This is a genomic window from Flavobacterium urumqiense (genome assembly GCF_900108015.1).
Classification (GTDB): domain Bacteria; phylum Bacteroidota; class Bacteroidia; order Flavobacteriales; family Flavobacteriaceae; genus Flavobacterium; species Flavobacterium urumqiense.
Genome location: NZ_FNVP01000002.1, coordinates 330037 through 350186, shown reverse-complemented (window position 1 = coordinate 350186; position 20150 = coordinate 330037). Strand labels below are relative to the sequence as shown.

Genomic DNA, 20150 nt, shown 5'->3' with positions numbered 1-20150 from the left:
AAAACTAAATATTTGATTCTAAACTCCCTTCGAAAGTAATAACATCTACACCGTTTTTTACGTCATAATCACCGATTTTTGTTCTGCGTAAAACGGTTAAATGAGAACCTGAATTCATGGCTTTGCCAAAATCAAAAGCTAGGGAACGAATGTAAGTTCCTTTGCTGCAAACCACTCTGAAATCGATTTCAGGAAGTGCGATTCTGGTAATTTCAAATTCGTGAATCGTTGTTTTTCTCGTCGCAATTTCAATTGTTTCTCCAGCTCTGGCATGCTCGTACAAGCGTACGCCATCTTTTTTTATTGCGGAATAAATAGGTGGTTTTTGGTCAATTTCGCCCAAAAATTGTTTCACGGTTTCGTGAATCAAAGCGTCATTAATATGTTCCGTTGGGAAAGTTTGATCGATTTCGGTTTCTAAATCGTACGAAGGCGTGGTCGCTCCAATGTGAAAAGTTCCTGTATATTCTTTGGCTTGACCTTGAAGTTCAGTAATTCTTTTGGTGAATTTTCCGGTACAAACTAACAATAATCCGGTTGCCAACGGATCTAAAGTTCCAGCATGACCAATCTTAAATTTTTTTGGAAGATTCAGTTTCGTTATTAAAGCCCATTTCATTTTATTTACCGCCTGAAAGGAAGTCCAATTGAGAGGTTTGTCAATGAGTAAAATTTGTCCTTCTAAAAAATCTTCAGTTGTCATTAAATAATAGTCAATGGATGAATGAAAAAGTGGATTATCAATAATATAATCCCGGCTATGATTCGGTAATAACCAAATAGTTTAAAACCTTTTCGGCTTAAAAAACCAATGAATGATTTTATAGCTAAAAGTGCTACTACAAATGCCACAATATTACCGATTATAAGGAAGTTGATTTGATCGTGTGTTAATACATATCCGTCTTTATAATAGTCATAACATTTTTTTGTTGTTGCGCCAAACATCGTTGGAACAGCAAGAAAAAAGGAGAATTCTGCTGCAGTAGTTCGAGATAGTTTCTGAGACATTCCGCCTACAATACTGGCTCCACTTCGTGAAACGCCCGGAATCATCGCTAGGCATTGAAACATTCCAATTTTGAATGCTTGCAGATAAGTAATTTCTTTGCTAACAGGAGAAGAAACTTCTGGAACTGCAAACCAATCATCAACTTTTAATAAAATAATTCCTCCTATCAAAAGAGAAATAGCTACAGTGACAGGGCTTTCTAGCAAAGCATCTATTTTTTTGCTGAAAAGCAATCCAAAAACTACTGCTGGAATAAAAGCCACCAATAATTTGAAATAAAAATCGAATGATTGAAAAAATCGCTTAAAGTATAAAACCACTACTGAAAATATAGCTCCTAATTGAATGACAATTGTAAAAAGCTTCGTAAAATCATCGTGAGCAATTCCAAAAAAAGAAGATGCGATAATCATGTGGCCTGTTGAAGAAACGGGTAAAAATTCAGTAATTCCTTCAATAATGGCAAGAATAACAGCTTGTAAAGTATTCATTTATGCTTTTTTTGGATTTTTAAGGATAGCAAAAACGGTGATTCCAAAACCAATTAAAACGGTTGTTGGAGCCAAACGAATTCTTCTAAAATCAAAAATTGCTTCACTAAATACTTTTGGGTCATCGCTTCCACCGCCTGACATGAGTATAAAACCAAGTGCTATTACTCCAATCCCGATTAATAGAATTTTATAATTTACTTTCTCAAAAAGGAATTCGTGGTTTTGTTCGTTATTTTTCATGCTATTTTTTTAAAATCTGAATTCAAAAATCATTAATCTGCAATCTAAAATTAGTAAAGGTCGTCTGTTCTCAAATTCAGGAAACGTTGTGTCGCAAAATAAGTACTTAACCAAGTAATTAAAATTCCAACTCCCAAAACGCCGAATAATACTATTCCAATAAGTAGTTTGTCATCAAGAATGCCAAGATTCGGGAAATTTGTTTGAACATAAATCAAAACACCAATCAGCGCAATGATAGCCAAACCAGCACCCAAAAGACCGAGTTTTAAGCTTCGCATTACAAATGGTTTTCTGATAAATGATTTTGTTGCACCTACCATTTGCATGGTTTTGATAATAAATCGGTGAGAATGGATTGATAAACGCAAAGAACTATTAATTAATAAAACGGCGATAAAAGTTAGAAAAACACTAACGATTAGAATCCACATACTTACTTTTTTGATATTGTCATTAACCAAATTCACTAATTGTTTGTCATAAACGATATCCGAAACCATAGCGTTTTTGCGTAAACTACTTTCAATTTTTGCGATACTGTCTTTAACAACATAATCTGCTTTTAAATGAATGTCAAAGGAATTTTGCAATGGATTTTCACCCAAAAATTCTAAGAAATCTTCACCAATAATATCCGTATGTTGCTTTGCAGCAGCTTCTTTAGTTACGTAAACATATGATTTTGCAAAACGAGCTGTTTTTAATTCCCCATCAAAAGCTTTTAGAATGCTGTCATTCGCTTCGTTTTTGAAAAATACCGTCATGGCAATTTTTTCTTTAAAATCGTCGGCTAGTTTTTTAGAATTTATAATAAAAAACCCTAGCATTCCCAATAGAAATAAAACCAAGAATATACTTAGAACTACTGAAAAATAAGAAGAAATTAACCTGCGTTTTTGAAATTTATCAAAGGAAGAACTCATAGTGTACTAAAATTATTGGGTAAAAATAACAAAGAATTTCTTTATTTAAAGTTAATAACGCTCAAAGTTTTAACTTTCGTACAATAAACGTAAATTTGGCATCTAAAATATTCATCGCGATAAAATTTAGAACCTTAGTTACTCATTTACTTAGAATCCTGTAAAAATGACTTGAGTTTGCGATAGCATGAATCCATTAAAAGAACAATTAAAAAAGCAGAATGACTTGAGTGCGCGACAGCATGGCTCCATTAAAAAATAATAAAAAAAGGGAATGACTTGAGTGTGCACAGCATGACTCCATTAAAAAACAATAAAAAAAGGGAATGACTTGAGTGCGCGACAGCATGACTCCATTAAAAAACAATAAAAAAAGGGAATGACTTAAGTGCGCGACAGCATGACTCCATTAAAAAACAATAAAAAAAGGGAATGAAATACAATCCGAACGAAATAGAGGCCAAGTGGCAGAAATATTGGCTAGAAAACCAAACGTTTAAAGCCGAAAATAACTCAAAAAAACCTAAGTATTACGTACTTGATATGTTTCCTTATCCATCAGGAGCGGGATTGCACGTTGGGCATCCGCTGGGTTACATCGCTTCTGATGTATATTCCAGATACAAAAGACACCAAGGTTTTAACGTATTGCACCCAATGGGCTACGACAGTTTTGGATTGCCTGCGGAACAATATGCGATACAAACGGGGCAACGTCCAGAGGAAACGACTTCGGTCAATATTGACGGAGGAACGGATAAGGAAGGAAATAAAATCGCCGGCTACCGAAAACAATTGGATAAAATTGGATTTTCCTTCGATTGGAGCAGAGAAGTGCGCACCTCAAATCCGGATTATTACAAGCATACGCAATGGATTTTCATCCAATTATTCAATTCTTGGTACAATAAAAAAAGCGACAAAGCCGAAGATATTTCGACTTTGGTATCCCTTTTTTCAACAGAAGGAAATGTGATTGTCAATGCGGTTTGCGATGAAAATATTGAAGCTTTTTCAGCAAATGAATGGAATGCTTTCGCAAAAGAACAGCAGGAGAGAGTTTTGCTGCAATACAGATTGACCTATTTAGCAGAGACTGAGGTGAACTGGTGTCCGGGATTGGGAACGGTTTTAGCAAATGACGAAATCGTAAATGGTGTTTCAGAGCGTGGCGGTTTTACAGTGGTGCGCAAGAAAATGACCCAATGGAGCATGCGAATTTCTGCTTATGCAGAACGTTTGTTGCAAGGATTAAATGATATTGATTGGAGCGAAAGCATCAAAGAAAGCCAGAGAAACTGGATTGGGAAATCCGTTGGGGCGACAGTTTCTTTTAAAGTCGAAAGTCAAAAGTCAAACGGCGAAAGCGAGCAACGATTTATCGATGTGTTTACAACACGTCCCGATACCATTTTTGGAGTTACGTTCATGACCTTGGCTCCCGAACATGAATTGGTAAATCTAATAACAACGGCAGAACAAAAAGCAGCAATCGATGCTTATGTAGAAAAAACGGCAAAACGTTCCGAAAGAGAACGTATGGCCGATGTAAAAACCATTTCGGGAGTATTTACGGGAGCGTATGCTGAACATCCTTTTACCAAAGAATCCATTCCGGTTTGGATTGGGGATTATGTTTTGGCAGGTTATGGAACAGGCGCGGTTATGGCCGTTCCTTGTGGCGATGAAAGAGATTATGCGTTTGCGAATTTCTTCAAGGGTCAAAATGGTATGACAGAAATCAAAAACATTTTTGCCAATATAGATATTTCTGAAGTTGCCTATGGCTGTAAAGACAATGTGATTATTGCTAATTCTGATTTCCTAAACGGACTGACCTATAAAGAAGCGACTAAAAAAGCTATCGAAGAATTAGAAAAACTAAACCAAGGAAAAGGTAAAATCAATTACCGTTTGCGTGATGCTGTTTTCTCTCGCCAGCGGTATTGGGGAGAACCTTTTCCGGTATATTATGTGAATGGCTTGCCGCAAATGATTGATGCGCAACATTTGCCAATCATCTTGCCCGAAGTAGAGAAATATTTACCAACTGAAGACGGTCAACCTCCTTTAGGAAACGCTTTGGTTTGGGCTTGGGATAGTGTGAATAACAAAGTAGTTGAAACTAATTTGGTTGAAGATAAAACAATATTTCCATTAGAATTGAACACGATGCCAGGTTGGGCGGGAAGTTCTTGGTATTGGATGCGTTATATGGATGCGCACAATGAAAAGGAGTTTGCCAGCAAAGACGCATTGTCGTATTGGGAAAACGTCGATTTATACATTGGCGGAAGCGAACATGCCACCGGACATTTATTGTATTCTCGTTTTTGGAACAAATTCCTAAAAGACAAAGGTTTTGCACCCACCGAAGAACCGTTCAAAAAACTGATTAATCAGGGAATGATTTTGGGTATGAGTGCTTTTGTTTATCGATTAAATATAACAAGTGTTTCAGGAGGAAGAGATAGTTTTGGCAATGATACTGTTGGAGATGGCATTTATGGAGAAACAGTATTTGTTAGTTCAAAATATTATAAAGAATTTGTTCGATGTAAAAAACTATATGATTTGACTGACTTTGGACTTTCTTTAAGTAGAGGAAAAGAAGTTTTTATTGGTGGAGAAAAGAATGAAATTTTTACTGAATTATCAGCACGTCTGTTTGAAATGACGACTAACAATACTACTGGAATTACGATTTATGAGGATTCATTCGTTGAATTGGATATGAATGAGTTGCATACTGATGTAAAGTTGGTAAATGCTTCTGATGAATTAGAAATAGAAGGATTTAAAAATCATCCTTTAAATCAAGATTATAAAGATGCTATTTTTATCACTGAAGAAAACGGTAAATACATAGTGGGTCGCGAAATCGAAAAAATGTCGAAATCCAAATACAATGTAGTGACGCCGGATGATATTTGTAATGACTACGGAGCTGATACCTTGCGTTTGTATGAAATGTTTTTAGGACCATTGGAACAAGCTAAACCATGGAATACCGCAGGAATTTCGGGAGTTTTTGGTTTCTTGAAAAAACTGTGTCGTTTGTATTTTGATGACAATGGTTTGATTGTTACCGATAACGAACCAACGAAAGACAACTTAAAATCATTACACAAAACCATTAAAAAAGTAGCAGAAGATATTGAAGGTTTCTCTTTCAATACTTCGGTTTCTCAGTTTATGATTTGTGTGAATGAATTATCCACTCAAAACTGTCATTCTCGTGCGATTCTGCAACCATTAGCGATTTTGATTTCGCCTTATGCACCGCACATTGCCGAAGAATTATGGTCATTGTTAGGAAATGCAGGTTCAATTGCAACGGTTGATTTTCCGATTTTCGACGCGCAACATTTGGTCGAAAGCAGCAAGGAATATCCAGTTTCTTTCAACGGAAAAATGCGTTTTACTATGGTTTTACCTTTGGATTTAACCAAAGAACAAATCGAGGAAATCGTAATGAAAGACGAAAGAACCATCAAACAATTAGAAGGAAGAACACCGAACAAAGTAATTATTGTTCCGGGAAAAATCATCAATTTGGTGGGATAACGTCTAATGTAGAGACGCACAGCCGCGTGTCTTTACGGTAAGTATATTAAATCCAAATCCTAAAATTATTTTTGGAATTTGGATTTTTTGTTTTAATTCATAATATTCATTTGATCTGGATTCTGTTTTATAAATGCCAAATTGACATTGTAAAAAAGTGGTGCTAAATTTGATATGTAAGTGGTAAGTTTATATTTTAAAAACAAGAAAATATGGGAATGAGTTATATAGTACTGGCTGGAGTGATTATGCTTTTTAGCTGGTTGGTAAGTTCAAGACTGAAAAGTAAATTCGAACATTATTCTAAATTGCATTTGCAAAACGGAATGAGCGGTGCTGAAATAGCCGAAAAAATGTTAGCTGATAATGGAATTCGCGATGTGAGAGTAATTTCGGTTGCGGGACAATTAACAGACCATTACAATCCATTGGATAAAACAGTGAATTTAAGTGAAGCAGTTTATAACCAAAGAAATGCTGCTGCTGCAGCTGTTGCTGCGCACGAATGTGGTCACGCGGTGCAACATGCTGTGGGATATCAGTGGCTGACGATGCGTTCTAAGTTGGTTCCAGTGGTAAATATTGCATCAACTTATATGCAATGGATTTTACTGGCGGGTATCTTGTTGATTCGTACTTTTCCGCAATTGCTATTAATAGGAATTATAATTTTTGCTGCAACCACTTTGTTTTCAATAATTACTTTGCCTGTTGAATACGATGCCAGCCATCGTGCATTAGCTTGGTTAGAAAGTAAAAATATGCTGACTCAACAAGAACAGGCAGGCGCTAAGGATTCTCTGAAATGGGCGGCAAGAACTTATGTGGTGGCTGCTTTAGGTTCCATTGCGACTTTATTGTACTACATTTCAATTTACATGGGAGGAAACAGAAGATAATAATACTCGTTTTAATAAATAAAAATCCGTCTTGTTTTAAAACAGGACGGATTTTTTTATCAAATAATCAAATTGACGATTAACCGATAAAACCAAAAATTACAATTGTATCTGTCTGTCAATTTGTTGGTCTAATGAAATGAAGGTTTCTGTTCTGGAAACGCCTTCAATAGCCTGAATTTTTGTGTTGAGCAATTGCATTAAATGTTCATTGTCCCGACATATAATTTTTATCAGAATAGACCAGTTTCCAGTGGTGTAATGGCATTCTAAAACTTCTGGAATTTTTTTTAAATCTCGAACGGCTTCTGGATTTCTTGCGGCTTTATCTAAGTAAATACCAACAAATGCCATCGTATTATATCCCAGGATTTTGTTGTTCACTGTAAACTTTGAACCCGAAATCACTCCGGATTGTTCTAGTTTTCGCAAACGTTGATGAATCGCAGCTCCTGAAATCCCTATTTTATTAGCGATTTGAAGGATTGGCATTCGCGCATCTTCCATCAGGAAACGTAGGATTTCTTTATCGATACCGTCTATTTCTACTATTAAGGAATTGATTTTCATAATTTACTGCTTGAAACTAAAGAATAGTTTTTAGTTTTAATTTAAAACCAAATTTAAGGAAAAAACGAATAATAGGAACAAAAAACGATTTTTTTGTAATGGTTACAAAACAAAAACCATCCGTTTTGGCGGATGGTTTTTGTTATTTAGAGATAAATTAAAATTTATTTTGTTTTGTTTGCTTCGATGATATACTTTTCCAAAGCCATGGTCATCGAGGGAGTTGCAGGTGTAGGTGCAAGTATGTCCACTCGTAAACCGTGATCCAAAGCTTCTTTTTGGGTTGTGCTTCCAAAAACTGCAATTCGAGTATTGTTTTGTTCGAAGTCTGGAAAATTCATAAACAATGATTTTATTCCGGTTGGGCTAAAGAAAGCCAAAACATCATAATATACATCGGCCAAATCAGATAAATCACTCATTACTGTTCTGTAAAAAACAGCAGGAGTCCAGTCCACTTTTAATGCATTCAATGTTATAGGTGCATCGGCATTTAATTGATCTGAAGCAGGTAATAAGAATTTTTCGTCTTTGTATTTTTTTATCAATGGAGACAAATCAGCAAAATCTTTAGGTCCAACATAGATTTTACGTTTTCTATATACGACATATTTTTGTAGGTAAAACGCAATTGCTTCAGACTGACAAAAGTATTTTAATCCTTCAGGAACTTTATAACGCATTTCATCAGCAACTCTAAAGAAGTGATCAACAGCATTTTTACTCGTCAAAATGATAGCAGTATATTGATTAAGATCGATTTTTTGGAGTCTAATCTCTTTTGCATTTACTCCTTCTACGTGAATAAAAGGTCTGAAATCAATTTTTACTTTATGCCTTTGTTGAAGCTCAAAGTATGGGGAATTTTCCACTTTAGGTTCGGGTTGTGACACCAAAATTGTTTTCACTTTCATATTTAAAACGGTTTCTAAGCACTCCCTTTTGTAAAGCAATAATACATAAAATAATAGGGAGCTATTTCAAGAGTGCAAAGATATAAAATAAAATAAAACAACTTACCTAATATTAAATTTTGATAATTTTTTATTGAAATTAAATAGCTTATTACGTTGGCAGCTATTACTACAGCTATAAATACGAAAACGATATTTGGTGATAAGGAGTTGTAATAGAACAAAATAATATTGATTGGCAGTATAAATAACCCAATATAAGTTCTATAAGTAACCTTTTGAAGGTTAAATTGTTCAACAAATTCTTCGATATCAAATGCTGTAGCAATTATTTTTTCGATTAAATATTTCGATAGGATGAAGAAAATAAGAAAGGTTATTATTTGAATATATAAAACCCAATCTGTTTTTAAAGCTTTACCAAAAGAACTAAGCGAAAGCTGAATGAAAAAAGCAAGTGAGATTACCTGCACAAAAAACAAGGAGATGGTAAAACCACTTTTAAGGTGGCTACTGTCTCTGTAAACTTTAATGTATTTATCTGAAAAAATTAAATTTGCAAAATCACCAAAGCGGTTTTCGAAAATGGATTTAGTAATTGCAATAGTCCCAAATGACAACACAAATAAAAGCGTTGCCCAGTCATTATTTTCAATTGTTCTCAGGTGAAGTACATGTTCCGTCATAGCGATGCAAAATTACAAATTTTTTATATCATTCTTTTTATTATAATTTTATTATGAATCAAATCGTATAAAAAGTTTACTTTTGCGGTGAAATTACTCTAAAATATGAACGATTCCATTGTTATAATCCCAACCTATAACGAGATTGAAAATATAGAAAGCATTATTAGATCAGTGCTTTCACAACACAAACCTTTTAATGTTCTTATTATTGATGATAATTCGCCAGATCATACAGCTGATAAAGTGATTCAACTACAATCGGAATATTCCGGTAGGTTATTTTTAGAAAAAAGGGCCAAAAAATCAGGTTTAGGAACCGCTTATGTACATGGTTTTAAATGGGCTTTGGAACGTAAATATGAATACATTTTTGAAATGGATGCTGATTTTTCACACAATCCAAATGACTTAGAAAGATTATATAATGCCTGTCATTTAGGCGACGCTGATTTGGCAATAGGTTCTCGGTACGTCACTGGAGTGAATGTGGTAAACTGGCCTTTAAGCCGGGTATTGATGTCCTATTTTGCATCCGTTTATGTGAAATTGATAACTGGAATGAAAATTCACGATGCTACGGCCGGATTCGTTTGTTACAAAAGAAATGTTTTGGAAAAAATTAATTTAGATAAAATAAAATTTGTTGGCTACGCGTTTCAAATTGAAATGAAGTATCGAACATTTTGTAAAAAATTTCAAATTGTCGAGGTACCTATCATTTTTACGGATAGGATTAAAGGACAATCCAAAATGAGTAACTCTATTATTGTTGAAGCAGTTTTTGGAGTTATTTCACTTAGATTGAAAAAATTAATTAACACATTATAAGAAAAAGATACGATGAACAGGTTTTTAATTAAAAATGCCAAAATAGTAAATGAAGGAGTGATTTTTGAGGGCGATGTATTAATTGAAAATGACTTAATTGTTGAAATTTCAGAAAGTATAAGTGCCAAATCTTCCCAATGTGTGATTATTGATGCCGAAGGAAATTATTTGATGCCAGGCGCCATTGATGATCAGGTACATTTTAGAGAGCCTGGACTTACTTATAAAGGGGATATAGAATCAGAATCGAAAGCGGCAGTTGCAGGTGGAATTACTTCTTACATTGAGCAGCCTAACACGGTTCCTAATGCTGTAACACAAGAAATTTTAGAAGAAAAATACCAAATCGCTTCAGAGAAATCCTATGCGAATTATTCTTTTATGATGGGTGCAACAAATGATAATCTGGAGGAAGTTCTAAAAACAAATCCAAAGAATGTTGCAGGAATAAAAATATTTTTGGGATCATCAACAGGTAATATGTTGGTTGATAATGAAGCGACTTTAGAAAAAATATTCTCAAGTACGCCTATGCTTATTGCCGTACATTGCGAGGATGAATTCACAATTCAAAATAATTTAGCGAAATACAAAGAAGAATTTGGAGAGGATGTTCCTGTAACTGCTCACCATTTAATTCGCAGTGAAGAAGCGTGTTACATCTCTTCTTCAAAAGCTGTAGCACTAGCTAAGAAAACTGGGGCCCGTTTGCATGTTTTTCATCTTTCTACTGCCAAAGAAATGGATTTGTTTACCAATAAAATTCCATTGGAAGACAAAAAAATTACGGCCGAAGTTTGTATTCATCATTTGTGGTTTACCAATGATGATTATGCGACCAAGGGAAATTTGATCAAATGGAATCCTGCAGTAAAAACAGCCAATGACAGAAAAGTGTTATGGGAAGCTTTACTGGATGATAGAATCGATGTGATTGCAACAGATCATGCGCCACATACCTTCGAAGAAAAAAAACTGCCGTATCTGAAAGCTCCTTCTGGTGGACCATTAGTGCAACATGCCGTTGTGGCTATGTTTGAAGCGCATCACCAAGGGAAAATCAGTATTGAAAAAATTGTTGAAAAAATGTGTCATAATCCGGCCAAGATTTTCAAAATTGAGAAGCGCGGTTTTATAAAAGAAGGTTATTATGCCGATTTAGTTATTGTCAATTCAGGTTTGCCTTGGAGTGTAAAGAAAGAAAATATTATTTCTAAATGTGGTTGGTCACCTTTTGAAGGATTTACATTTAAATCCAGAATTACACATACTTTTGTAAACGGACAATTGGTTTACAACTCTTTTAAAGTGAAAGACATCCGTGCAGGAAAACGATTGTTGTTTGATAGATAGAAAAAATGAAGAAAATAATTATACTTTTAGCGATTGTATTTGTGTTTGTTAGCTGTAAGGATGAGGTTATCAAAAAACCAAATCGTTTTATAGAAAAAGAGACAATGATTAATATTATGTATGATTTAGCAGTTTTAGACGGTATCAAATATCAAAATCCGGCTTCTTTGGACTCTTTTAAAATAAATCCAAAGAAATATATTTATAAAAAATACAAAGTTGACAGTCTTCAATTTGCGCAAAGCAACATTTATTATGCTTCTAATTATGAAGAATATTCAGCAATTATAGATCAGATAAATATTAGATTAGTTGCAACTAAAGCAGAAGTAACTGCCTTGATAAAAGCTCAGACCAAGAAGAAGAAACCGATAAAGAAAGCAATTTTGCCTAAAAGTAAAGAGCTAGATTCCTTGGAACTATCGCAGAAAAAAAGTCTTTAGTTACAAAGTTGAAATTTCTTTGATGTATTGATGAATATCTAAAAAATCCGTTTTTAAAATAATTGTGATTTTCTCATTAGAATACTTATTTTTAGAATAAGATGCTTTTGCGATAGCACTGGGTAGTTTTCTTTTTTGCATAAAAATATTCGATAGAATCCAATCCATTCTCCACATAATTTCCATTAAAAATGGTTTTGCATGAAAGGAAGGCCTTTTTACAAGTAGCGAATCAGCAATGCTGTTCAAGATATCTCTAAAGACAATATTTGTTGCAATTAATGTAAATCGTTCGTTATGGATGTCACTTTTCATTAATTGAGCTGCAATTCGGACTACATCAGTCACGGCAATAAATCCGGAACTTCCCAAAGTGTAAAATGACAATCCTTGTTTTACTTTCGTAAAAATTTTTCCGCTTCCCTGTTCCCAAAAACCAGGGCCGATAATAACACCGGGATTTATAATTAGTACTTGCAATCCTTCTTGTTGTCCACGCCAAATTTCCATTTCGGCACCATATTTAGAAATAGCATAATCGCTATGTGGTTTCTCGGGATTCCATTCGGTTTCTTCTGTAATAACTTTTTCATGTGAAGCAATATCACCAAGGGCAGCAATGGAGCTCACAAAACATAGTTTTTTTATAGCATAGGCAACACAAAAATTGACAATATTTGCGGTTCCTTCAATATTGATTTTTCGAATTAAATCTTCGTCTTTTGGATCGAAAGAAATCAAAGCGGCGCAATGATAAACGTACTCGATTCCCAGGAAAGCATTTTCTAAAGCAGGAACGTCAGTGATATCAGCTTGAATCCATTCGATAGCGGCAAATAAGTCAGGCTTTTTGTATAAATTAAAGAGATTTTTAGTTTTTTCGATACTTTTTGCACCGCGATAGATAGCACGAACATTTTCACTCCCGATACTTCGGGATTCCATTAAATGAAACAATAGATGCGCTCCTACTAAACCGGTTCCTCCTGTGACTAAAATCATGCTACGAAAATACGAATAATTTTTTTCGAATAACCTAATAAACAAATAACCTAATCCGCAATAAATTTTATCTTTGTGCAAATTGATTAAAAAGATGAAGAATTTTATTGAAGAAGTAACTTGGAGAGGAATGCTCCACGATGTTATGCCCGGCACAGAAGAACATTTGATGGAACAAATGCGAGTGGCGTATGTGGGAATTGACCCAACTGCCGATTCATTGCACATAGGACATTTAGTTGGCGTTATGTTATTAAAACATTTTCAACTATCGGGACATAAACCTTTAGCTTTAGTCGGTGGTGCGACAGGAATGATTGGTGATCCGTCAGGGAAATCAAATGAAAGAAATTTATTGGACGAATCGACTTTGCGTCACAATCAAGAAGCTATAAAAGGACAATTGTCCCGTTTTCTGGATTTTACTTCCGATGCGGCTAATGCGGCAGAATTAGTGAATAATTACGACTGGATGAAGAACTTTTCTTTTCTGGATTTTATTCGGGATATTGGTAAACACATCACAGTAAATTACATGATGTCTAAGGATTCAGTAAAGAAACGTTTGTCTTCTGAAGCTGCCGAAGGAATGTCATTTACGGAGTTCACGTACCAATTGGTTCAAGGATATGACTTTTTGCATTTGTACAAAAATAAAAATTGTACGCTACAAATGGGAGGAAGTGACCAGTGGGGAAATATCACTACAGGAACCGAATTAGTGCGCAGAATCGCTGGTGGAAAAGCATATGCTTTGACTTGTCCTTTAATTACAAAAGCGGATGGAACAAAATTCGGAAAATCTGAAGGCGGAAATATTTGGTTGGATGCAGCCAGAACTTCTCCTTATAAATTTTACCAATATTGGTTAAATACATCCGATGCTGATGCGGAAAAATACATTAAGATTTTTACTTTTTTATCGAAAGAGGAAATTGAAGTTTTAACCGAAAAACATCGAGAAGCACCACATTTACGTTTGTTACAAAAACGTTTAGCCGAAGAAATTACGGTAATGGTACATTCAGCCGAAGATTTAGAAAACGCTATAAAAGCATCGAATATTTTGTTCGGAAATTCTACTTCAGATGATTTGAAACAACTGGATGAAGCAACTTTCTTAGATGTTTTTGACGGTGTTCCTCAAGCAGAAATCAGTAGAAAAGAGATTGAAGCTGGAATTGATATTGTTGCTGTTTTGAATGAAAAAACAGGTTTTATGAAATCGAATGGTGAAGCAAGACGCGCATTGACGGCTAATTCTATTTCAGTAAATAAAGAAAAAGTTGCCGAAGATTTTGTGCTTTCGACGAAAGATTTAATTAACAATCAATTTGTATTGTTGCAAAGCGGTAAGAAAAATTATTTTGTGGTGAGAGTGGTTTAATAGGTGAATTGTTTATCGTTTATTTGGTTAACCAATTAAACAAATAAACTTTTTAAAGCACCATCAAATTACACCCTCGAATATCAGAATTATCAAAACGTCCCAGTACCTCGAAAGAGTTGTTGGGATTTTTTTTGCCCAAATCCTGCGTAGCAATAAAAGAACAGGAATTGATGTTAGCAAGATCGATAACGTTGATTCCGCCCGTTTTTCCGTCTCGAATATAGGTCAAAGCATCTTCGGTGTCACGAATGAGGATTTGCATCCAAGAAGGACATTCAAATACGCCTTCACCAAGAGAATAGGCCTGCGAAAGTAATTCGGTCATTCCGTATTCTGAATGAATGGCTGAAACGCCAAAACCTTTACACAATTGTTCGTGCAATTCTTCCCGTATCATTTCTTTGCGTTTACCTTTCATTCCGCCAGTTTCCATGATAATGGTATGTTGCAGTTGAAACTGGTGTTTTTCAACTAAGTCCAATAACGCATAAGTGACGCCTATTAAAATGACATTTTGTCCAGCTTGGTCTAAAGCAATTAGTTTGGCTATAAGTTCATCATGATTGTGCAGATAAAAACCGCTTTCTGGATGATTTGACAGTTGAATTAAATCTTCGACCATATAAATCAACGAAGAACCTTTTCTTTCCAGATAGGATGGCAATAAAGCCAAAACGGCATAATCTTCGATGTTGCCGTAAAATTGAGAAAATCCTTTGCGATAACTTTCTTCGTAGATGGAAGTATCAGTTACCAAGTGTTTGCTCGTTATCATTCCGGTTGTTCCGCTACTGGTAAATGTAGCCTGAATCGAATTTGCATTCGAAACCACAGAATGACTCTTGAAAAACTGAATAGGCAAAAACGGAATCTGCTGTAATGATTTTACTTTATGGGAATCTGTTTTCAAAAAATTACAAAATTCTTGATATACTAAGTTATTTTCATATTGAAAACGAAACGTTTGTAAGGCTGTTTTTTCAAATTGCTTTTGAGAAGAAATGGCAAATATATTGGTAGTTGGAATCAAGCTTATTTTTTTACAAAAGTAATTAAAAAATCTGTTGGGTTTCTGTAAACGCAAAGTCTACTAAATGTTTTTCCATAAAAAAAAGCTCCAACATAATTGGAGCTTCTAAATTTATGTTTAAAGGATTATCTTACGATTAATTTTCTTGTAGCTGTTGCTTCCTCCTCGTTAATTTTTATAATATAAACGCCTGGAGAAAGATTGGAGATGTTTAATTCTCTCGAGCTTAGCATTGTTTGAAGTACTTTTTTTCCTAATATATCAAAAATAATTACTTCTTTGTCCAAATCATTTTTTGATGTAATGTAGATTTTGCCATTACTCACAGGATTTGGGTACAAACTTAAACCTTCAATTGAGGTAGTTTGTTGCGTCCTTGGCTGTTGTTTATTTTCCTGAGCAGTAAGGCTCAAGGAAAAGAAAAAAGCCAATAAAGTGATAATATAAAAGTAGTTTTTTTTCATTAGTTCTGATTGTTACTAGTAAAGATATAAAAAATATTTCAAATACTGTACCAAAAAAAACACCTTTCAAAAGAAAGGTGTTTAGTAAATGTATTTATGGTTTTTTTAATAAAAACTATTTAATTAAACTAGTGCCGCCAACGGTTGTCCATGTACCAGCAGTTAATGAAGCACCTGTAGCAGATGTACTTGATGTAAAATTGCCAACTGGAAAACTCACAACTATAGCAGATGTAGCTCCTACAGGTACAGTTTGTGTTGTTGAAGAGATGGTCACATTAGTTAATTTTATTTTTGATCCATTAACTTGATTAATGTTTGTCGTAGCATCTTGAATTTTTACTACAGCACCTTTATAGATAGTTGTTCCTTCAGTATAGTCTCCGTATCCTGAGATAATGATATTGCTATAATCTCCATTTCCTTCTTTTTTGAATTGGAAAGCATCAACTTGAACATCACCAGCAACTTCTGGTACACATCCTGCTTCTCTTTTTAAAGTAATGTTAGAAACTTTTGGCCAAAATCCATTGTTATTATTAGAACATTCGATTTCCATTCCGTAATTTCCTTTACCCGTTTGGTAAGCATACCAGTTAGAGTTGTTTTGACCTTGCCATCCATCTTGCCAGTCAAAAGCATCATCATAGTTACCGTAAGAAATAGCGTTTGTCATACTTACAGTTCCTCCAAAAAATTCATATCCATCATCAGCACCTTTGTAAGAAACTAAGTGGTCTAATGTTGTTCCTGAACCTACTGAATAAAATGTAAATCCATTATTTTCTTTTGTTCCATCAGCTAATTTTGCTCCAGCATATTCAACTCGGGCATAGTTTAATGAACCTCCGTTGTGAGTTGCATTTGTTCCTCCATAAGGTAATGCATTTCCATCTTCTGAAGTAGAAGTTGTTACACCACCAATTGCTTTAATTGGCGCATCGCCGTAAATTATAATTCCTCCCCAAGCACCTGGAGTTGCAGAAGCTTCTGTAAATACAACTGGTTTGTCAGCTGTACCATTAATGTTTAATTTTCCTCCGTTTAAAACAACGAATGCATTGTCTCCAGTAGTTTTATTTGCTGTAATTGTGGAACCTGCATCGAAAGTAACTGTTACTCCTGAAGCAACCTTAACAATACCTTTTAAAGTGTAATTTCCATATGCAAAAGTTTTATTTGCAGTTATTGTACCTGTAATTTCTCCTGTTGCTGCTGGTGTAACAGGGATTGGGCTGTCACTATTAGAGCAAGAATTTAGAAAAAGCCCTGTAGCAAGCGCTAAAGCAAAAAATTTAGTTTTCATAATCAGTTGTATTATTTATTGTTTTTTATTTTTGTCAAAATTATGGGAAAACTTCACAAAGGGTGTTAGCTGAATATTACAATACAGTTATTAAAAAAACACTAAAATGTGAAGCTAATGTTAAGGGTGTTATGTGAATTTTAAGCGTAAAAAAAGCCCTAAGTAAATAGGGCTTTCTCGTGTTAGGCAGTATATGTTAAAAAGTGTATCCTAAATTAACTGAGAATCCTCTCCCTTTTTTGTAACTGTTTGTTATGTTTGATTGTTCTACAATGGAAGAAGTTCCGTTATTTCCTTGTTCCGATTTGCGCATTGGATCAAGTAGATTATCAGCACTGAATTTTAAATCAAAATGATTAGATAATTTGCTGCTCCAGATGAAATCCAACTGTTGCACCGGTAATTCATAAATATGGTCTAATCCACCTGTTCCTACAGCATAAATTCTTTTTCCAAATACAGAATAAACTAATGAAACCGTGTTGCTCCAAGATTTGCTTAAGTCAAATTGGTATTTTAAATCAGAATTGATTAACCATTTCGAAGCGCCTTGTAGTTCTCTATTTCTAAAAGTTTCGATTGATGTAGTCACATTGCCGTCACTATCAGTAGTGGTTGGTTTCACATCTACTTTCGTATGCATTAAAGAAGTGTTGAACCCAAAAGAGAAATCAGTTAAGCTTTCGTTAATTCTTGCAAAATCCAATAGGAGTTCAATTTCTGCTCCATATAAAATTGCATTGTCTGAATTTAAATAAGTTGTGATAGTTGAATTCGCAGCATTAGAGATGAATGTTCTTTCAATAGGCTGATCTATTTTTTTACCGAACAATCCAAGTACTAAAACTTCTTTTGATGTTGGGAATAATTCATATTTTAAATCAACATTGTAGTTGCTGCTATTTTTTAAAAATGGATTTCCTTTTGTTGAGGTTCCATCAGCATTGATATACTCGATAGGATAAGATTCCATTACTACCGGTCTGGTGTATGTTTTTCCGGTAGCAAAACGTAGATTCGAGTTTTCATTCAAACCGTATTTCACATTTAAAGCGGGTAAGACATAGAAGTTGTCATATTTTAAAGTTTTAAATGGATCTGAGAAAGAACCTTGAGTTCTGTACTTTGTTTCTCTCATGGTGCTTTCTAAACGAATTCCTCCGTTTACTTCCCATTTTTCTCCAAACTTGTAAAGTAAGTTGGCATAACCGGCATTAGCGCTTTCCTTTAATTTTGCCTGATATGTTGCATTAGAACTTTCTCTAAAACTAATTGCGTTTGAAGATAAATAACCATTTAATTGCGTATCCAATGAATTTAACGGTGTTGTAAAACTGTTTGGCGCACTATTATTTACCGGTGTAATAAAACGATAGGATGAGGTCATGTCAGACATGTTTCCATTGTATCCAGCCGTAAAAATATTATTTTTTTCAGTTTTACCAAATTTCAACGTGTATTCTCCTAATCCTGAGAAATAAGAATCACCAGAAACATCCAAATACTGTTTGATGAAATTATTTCCGGCAACAGAAACTAAAATATCGTCTGTTCCTGATCTTGTTCCTGAAAAGAATTTTCTATCTGGTTGCGCATACTTCGTAATCGCATAGGAAACTGCCGCTTTTACATTTTGACTTTTATCTTCATTCAATGCATATTCGCCCAATAACTGGTTGTTTAAATAATTAGATTCGTCTAATTGATTGGTTCTAATTAAAGTGTTATTGTTGCTTGAATTTGAATCAGCTATACCAAATTGATCTTTAACCAAATTTTCAGTTGTTCTGATGAAAAGTGTATTGTAAGAAAGTTTCAGTCTATCTGTAGTGTAATTTAATCCTACTAAAGAAGACAGTGATGTTTTATATCGGTATTCTGTATTGTCGAAGTCATTTCTATAAGTGAAGCCAGAAGGATTGTTAGTAAACGTTCTTTCCACTCCGTTTCTAATCGAATAATTATTGTCAAAATTAATAGAAAGTAAGTACGAAAAAGTCTTGTCGTCTTTCAGGTTAAATTTCTCGGAATGAAGAAAACCAATGCTTGAATTTAGAGGACTGTTTATTTTTGAAACATCAAATCCACTTTTAAAAGATCTTAAAGATTCATCTGCAGTAAGCGTGTAACTTGACGGTGTGTTCCCAAGTAATCCTGGAAGTTTTCTGTCGTTTCCGGTCAAGCCAAATAATCCTTTGGTAGAATTAGCGTCTTTAGAAATTAAAAACTTTTCTAAATTGTTATTTACAGTGTAGCCAACTCCGACATTCAATTTGGTTACGCTTTTTGAACCTTTAGATGTTTGGATATTAAAAGTTCCTCCTGCAAAATCACCATAAATATTTGGATTAAACGTTTTATATACTTCAATAACACCTACAATATCGGTAGAAAACAAGTCTAAAGAAATAATTTTTTTGAAAGGATTATTAGTTGGAGCAGCAAGATCGTTTATCAATAAGTTGTTGTAACGGTCTTCCAGTCCGCGTACAAATAATCCTCTTGAACCTACTTTTGTAATTCCTGTTATTTTGGTAAGCCCTTCCTCTACATCGCTAACTCCTTTGCGAGCCATTTCTTGCGCGCCGATACTTTGTTTTATTACAACTGCTTTCTTTTGATCAAGCAATAAGGCAGTTTCTTTTTCTCTGCTCACATTAGATTTTATAACAACATCATCTAGTTTGTAGCTTCCTGAGCCAATAGCTTGATTTACGGTCGCAGTTTCATTTGCTACTATAGTTACAGGAATTTCTACAGATTCATAACCTACGAAACTAAATTGAACAGTATAATTCCCCGGTGCTATAGCAATGGAATATTTACCATCAATATCAGTATTAGTCCCTATAGTGGTCCCTTTTATAAGTACATTAGCAAAAGGCAGGGATTGATTGTTAGCATCTTTGTCTGTAAGGATTCCAGAAACGGTACCTTTATTCTGTGAAAAAGAAAAAGTTGTAATTAACAATGCTATAAACAATATTCTAAATTTCATTTTTGTTTGTTTTATTTTTATGCAA

General features: G+C 34.4%; 18 protein-coding genes. 6 read left to right on the top strand and 12 right to left on the bottom strand.

Annotated elements, in window-relative coordinates; genetic code table 11:
- Positions 1-4: 4 nt before the first annotated feature.
- From truB to C4S35_RS04690, 4 genes are read right to left on the bottom strand one after another with little or no spacing between them, the layout of a single operon-like run.
- Complete coding sequence (truB, locus tag C4S35_RS04705) at positions 5-703, bottom strand: tRNA pseudouridine(55) synthase TruB (protein ID WP_103999061.1); 699 nt, start codon at positions 701-703, stop codon at positions 5-7.
- Positions 703-1503: an undecaprenyl-diphosphate phosphatase gene (locus C4S35_RS04700; RefSeq protein ID WP_103999060.1), complete on the bottom strand. Its 801-nt coding sequence runs from the start codon at positions 1501-1503 to the stop codon at positions 703-705. The genes truB and C4S35_RS04700 overlap by 1 nt, the downstream gene beginning before the upstream one ends.
- Positions 1504-1746, bottom strand: coding sequence for a DUF3098 domain-containing protein (locus tag C4S35_RS04695; RefSeq protein ID WP_073208972.1), 243 nt, complete (start codon positions 1744-1746; stop codon positions 1504-1506).
- 50 nt (positions 1747-1796) lie between these two features.
- Entirely contained in the window at positions 1797-2672 is an 876-nt protein-coding gene (locus C4S35_RS04690) for a cell division protein FtsX (RefSeq protein ID WP_103999059.1), read from the bottom strand.
- Positions 2673-3104: 432 nt separating this feature from the next.
- On the opposite strand from C4S35_RS04690, the gene C4S35_RS04685 reads away from it, so the two are divergent.
- Positions 3105-6239 carry a leucine--tRNA ligase gene (locus tag C4S35_RS04685; protein ID WP_103999058.1) on the top strand — a complete coding sequence of 1045 codons (3135 nt, stop codon included), beginning with the start codon at positions 3105-3107 and terminating at the stop codon, positions 6237-6239.
- Positions 6240-6451: 212 nt separating this feature from the next.
- The gene (locus tag C4S35_RS04680; RefSeq protein WP_103999057.1) at positions 6452-7138 is read left to right on the top strand and encodes a zinc metallopeptidase; all 687 of its coding nucleotides are present in this window, start codon (positions 6452-6454) and stop codon (positions 7136-7138) included.
- 99 nt (positions 7139-7237) lie between these two features.
- Here the strand turns inward: C4S35_RS04680 and C4S35_RS04675 are convergent, their stop codons facing one another.
- The 3 genes from C4S35_RS04675 to C4S35_RS04665 all read right to left on the bottom strand — a co-directional run bounded on the left by C4S35_RS04675 (position 7238) and on the right by C4S35_RS04665 (position 9308).
- Positions 7238-7708 carry an Lrp/AsnC family transcriptional regulator gene (locus C4S35_RS04675; RefSeq protein WP_103999056.1) on the bottom strand — a complete coding sequence of 157 codons (471 nt, stop codon included), beginning with the start codon at positions 7706-7708 and terminating at the stop codon, positions 7238-7240.
- Positions 7709-7872: 164 nt separating this feature from the next.
- Complete coding sequence (locus C4S35_RS04670; RefSeq protein ID WP_103999055.1) at positions 7873-8622, bottom strand: uroporphyrinogen-III synthase; 750 nt, start codon at positions 8620-8622, stop codon at positions 7873-7875.
- A gap of 14 nt (positions 8623-8636) precedes the next feature.
- Positions 8637-9308 (bottom strand): DUF4271 domain-containing protein, encoded by a 672-nt coding sequence (locus tag C4S35_RS04665; protein ID WP_103999054.1) that lies wholly within the window; start codon positions 9306-9308, stop codon positions 8637-8639.
- A 105-nt stretch (positions 9309-9413) separates the two neighbouring features.
- On the opposite strand from C4S35_RS04665, the gene C4S35_RS04660 reads away from it, so the two are divergent.
- Genes C4S35_RS04660 through C4S35_RS04650 form a run of 3 tightly spaced genes read left to right on the top strand, consistent with a single transcriptional unit; the run spans position 9414 to position 11935 of the window.
- A complete protein-coding gene (locus C4S35_RS04660; protein ID WP_103999053.1) occupies positions 9414-10139 on the top strand; it encodes a polyprenol monophosphomannose synthase in 726 nt (241 codons plus the stop codon).
- A 12-nt stretch (positions 10140-10151) separates the two neighbouring features.
- Complete coding sequence (locus C4S35_RS04655; protein ID WP_103999052.1) at positions 10152-11492, top strand: dihydroorotase; 1341 nt, start codon at positions 10152-10154, stop codon at positions 11490-11492.
- A gap of 5 nt (positions 11493-11497) precedes the next feature.
- Positions 11498-11935: a DUF4296 domain-containing protein gene (locus C4S35_RS04650; RefSeq protein ID WP_103999051.1), complete on the top strand. Its 438-nt coding sequence runs from the start codon at positions 11498-11500 to the stop codon at positions 11933-11935.
- Here C4S35_RS04650 and C4S35_RS04645 read toward each other — a convergent pair whose 3' ends face one another.
- Positions 11936-12937, bottom strand: a complete 1002-nt coding sequence (locus C4S35_RS04645; protein ID WP_103999050.1) for an NAD-dependent epimerase/dehydratase family protein — start codon at positions 12935-12937, stop codon at positions 11936-11938.
- A 94-nt stretch (positions 12938-13031) separates the two neighbouring features.
- On the opposite strand from C4S35_RS04645, the gene tyrS reads away from it, so the two are divergent.
- Positions 13032-14324, top strand: a complete 1293-nt coding sequence (gene tyrS / locus C4S35_RS04640) for a tyrosine--tRNA ligase (protein ID WP_103999049.1) — start codon at positions 13032-13034, stop codon at positions 14322-14324.
- Positions 14325-14376: 52 nt separating this feature from the next.
- Here the strand turns inward: tyrS and C4S35_RS04635 are convergent, their stop codons facing one another.
- The 4 genes from C4S35_RS04635 to C4S35_RS04620 form a co-directional block, all read right to left on the bottom strand.
- Positions 14377-15354: a LuxE/PaaK family acyltransferase gene (locus C4S35_RS04635; protein ID WP_482788920.1), complete on the bottom strand. Its 978-nt coding sequence runs from the start codon at positions 15352-15354 to the stop codon at positions 14377-14379.
- 128 nt (positions 15355-15482) lie between these two features.
- Positions 15483-15821: a T9SS type A sorting domain-containing protein gene (locus C4S35_RS04630; RefSeq protein ID WP_103999047.1), complete on the bottom strand. Its 339-nt coding sequence runs from the start codon at positions 15819-15821 to the stop codon at positions 15483-15485.
- 115 nt (positions 15822-15936) lie between these two features.
- Positions 15937-17127 carry a hypothetical protein gene (locus tag C4S35_RS04625; protein ID WP_103999046.1) on the bottom strand — a complete coding sequence of 397 codons (1191 nt, stop codon included), beginning with the start codon at positions 17125-17127 and terminating at the stop codon, positions 15937-15939.
- A 196-nt stretch (positions 17128-17323) separates the two neighbouring features.
- Positions 17324-20125, bottom strand: coding sequence for a TonB-dependent receptor (locus C4S35_RS04620; RefSeq protein WP_103999045.1), 2802 nt, complete (start codon positions 20123-20125; stop codon positions 17324-17326).
- Positions 20126-20150: the final 25 nt, after the last annotated feature.

Excerpts from the sequence above, each read along its gene's own strand:
- truB (WP_103999061.1), bottom strand. The coding sequence starts at position 703 with ATGACAACTGAAGATTTTTTAGAAGGACAAATTTTACTCATTGACAAA.
- C4S35_RS04700 (WP_103999060.1), bottom strand. The coding sequence starts at position 1,503 with ATGAATACTTTACAAGCTGTTATTCTTGCCATTATTGAAGGAATTACT.
- C4S35_RS04695 (WP_073208972.1), bottom strand. The coding sequence starts at position 1,746 with ATGAAAAATAACGAACAAAACCACGAATTCCTTTTTGAGAAAGTAAAT.
- C4S35_RS04690 (WP_103999059.1), bottom strand. The coding sequence starts at position 2,672 with ATGAGTTCTTCCTTTGATAAATTTCAAAAACGCAGGTTAATTTCTTCT.
- C4S35_RS04685 (WP_103999058.1), top strand. The coding sequence starts at position 3,105 with ATGAAATACAATCCGAACGAAATAGAGGCCAAGTGGCAGAAATATTGG.
- C4S35_RS04680 (WP_103999057.1), top strand. The coding sequence starts at position 6,452 with ATGGGAATGAGTTATATAGTACTGGCTGGAGTGATTATGCTTTTTAGC.
- C4S35_RS04675 (WP_103999056.1), bottom strand. The coding sequence starts at position 7,708 with ATGAAAATCAATTCCTTAATAGTAGAAATAGACGGTATCGATAAAGAA.
- C4S35_RS04670 (WP_103999055.1), bottom strand. The coding sequence starts at position 8,622 with ATGAAAGTGAAAACAATTTTGGTGTCACAACCCGAACCTAAAGTGGAA.
- C4S35_RS04665 (WP_103999054.1), bottom strand. The coding sequence starts at position 9,308 with ATGACGGAACATGTACTTCACCTGAGAACAATTGAAAATAATGACTGG.
- C4S35_RS04660 (WP_103999053.1), top strand. The coding sequence starts at position 9,414 with ATGAACGATTCCATTGTTATAATCCCAACCTATAACGAGATTGAAAAT.
- C4S35_RS04655 (WP_103999052.1), top strand. The coding sequence starts at position 10,152 with ATGAACAGGTTTTTAATTAAAAATGCCAAAATAGTAAATGAAGGAGTG.
- C4S35_RS04650 (WP_103999051.1), top strand. The coding sequence starts at position 11,498 with ATGAAGAAAATAATTATACTTTTAGCGATTGTATTTGTGTTTGTTAGC.
- C4S35_RS04645 (WP_103999050.1), bottom strand. The coding sequence starts at position 12,937 with ATGATTTTAGTCACAGGAGGAACCGGTTTAGTAGGAGCGCATCTATTG.
- tyrS (WP_103999049.1), top strand. The coding sequence starts at position 13,032 with ATGAAGAATTTTATTGAAGAAGTAACTTGGAGAGGAATGCTCCACGAT.
- C4S35_RS04630 (WP_103999047.1), bottom strand. The coding sequence starts at position 15,821 with ATGAAAAAAAACTACTTTTATATTATCACTTTATTGGCTTTTTTCTTT.
- C4S35_RS04625 (WP_103999046.1), bottom strand. The coding sequence starts at position 17,127 with ATGAAAACTAAATTTTTTGCTTTAGCGCTTGCTACAGGGCTTTTTCTA.
- C4S35_RS04620 (WP_103999045.1), bottom strand. The coding sequence starts at position 20,125 with ATGAAATTTAGAATATTGTTTATAGCATTGTTAATTACAACTTTTTCT.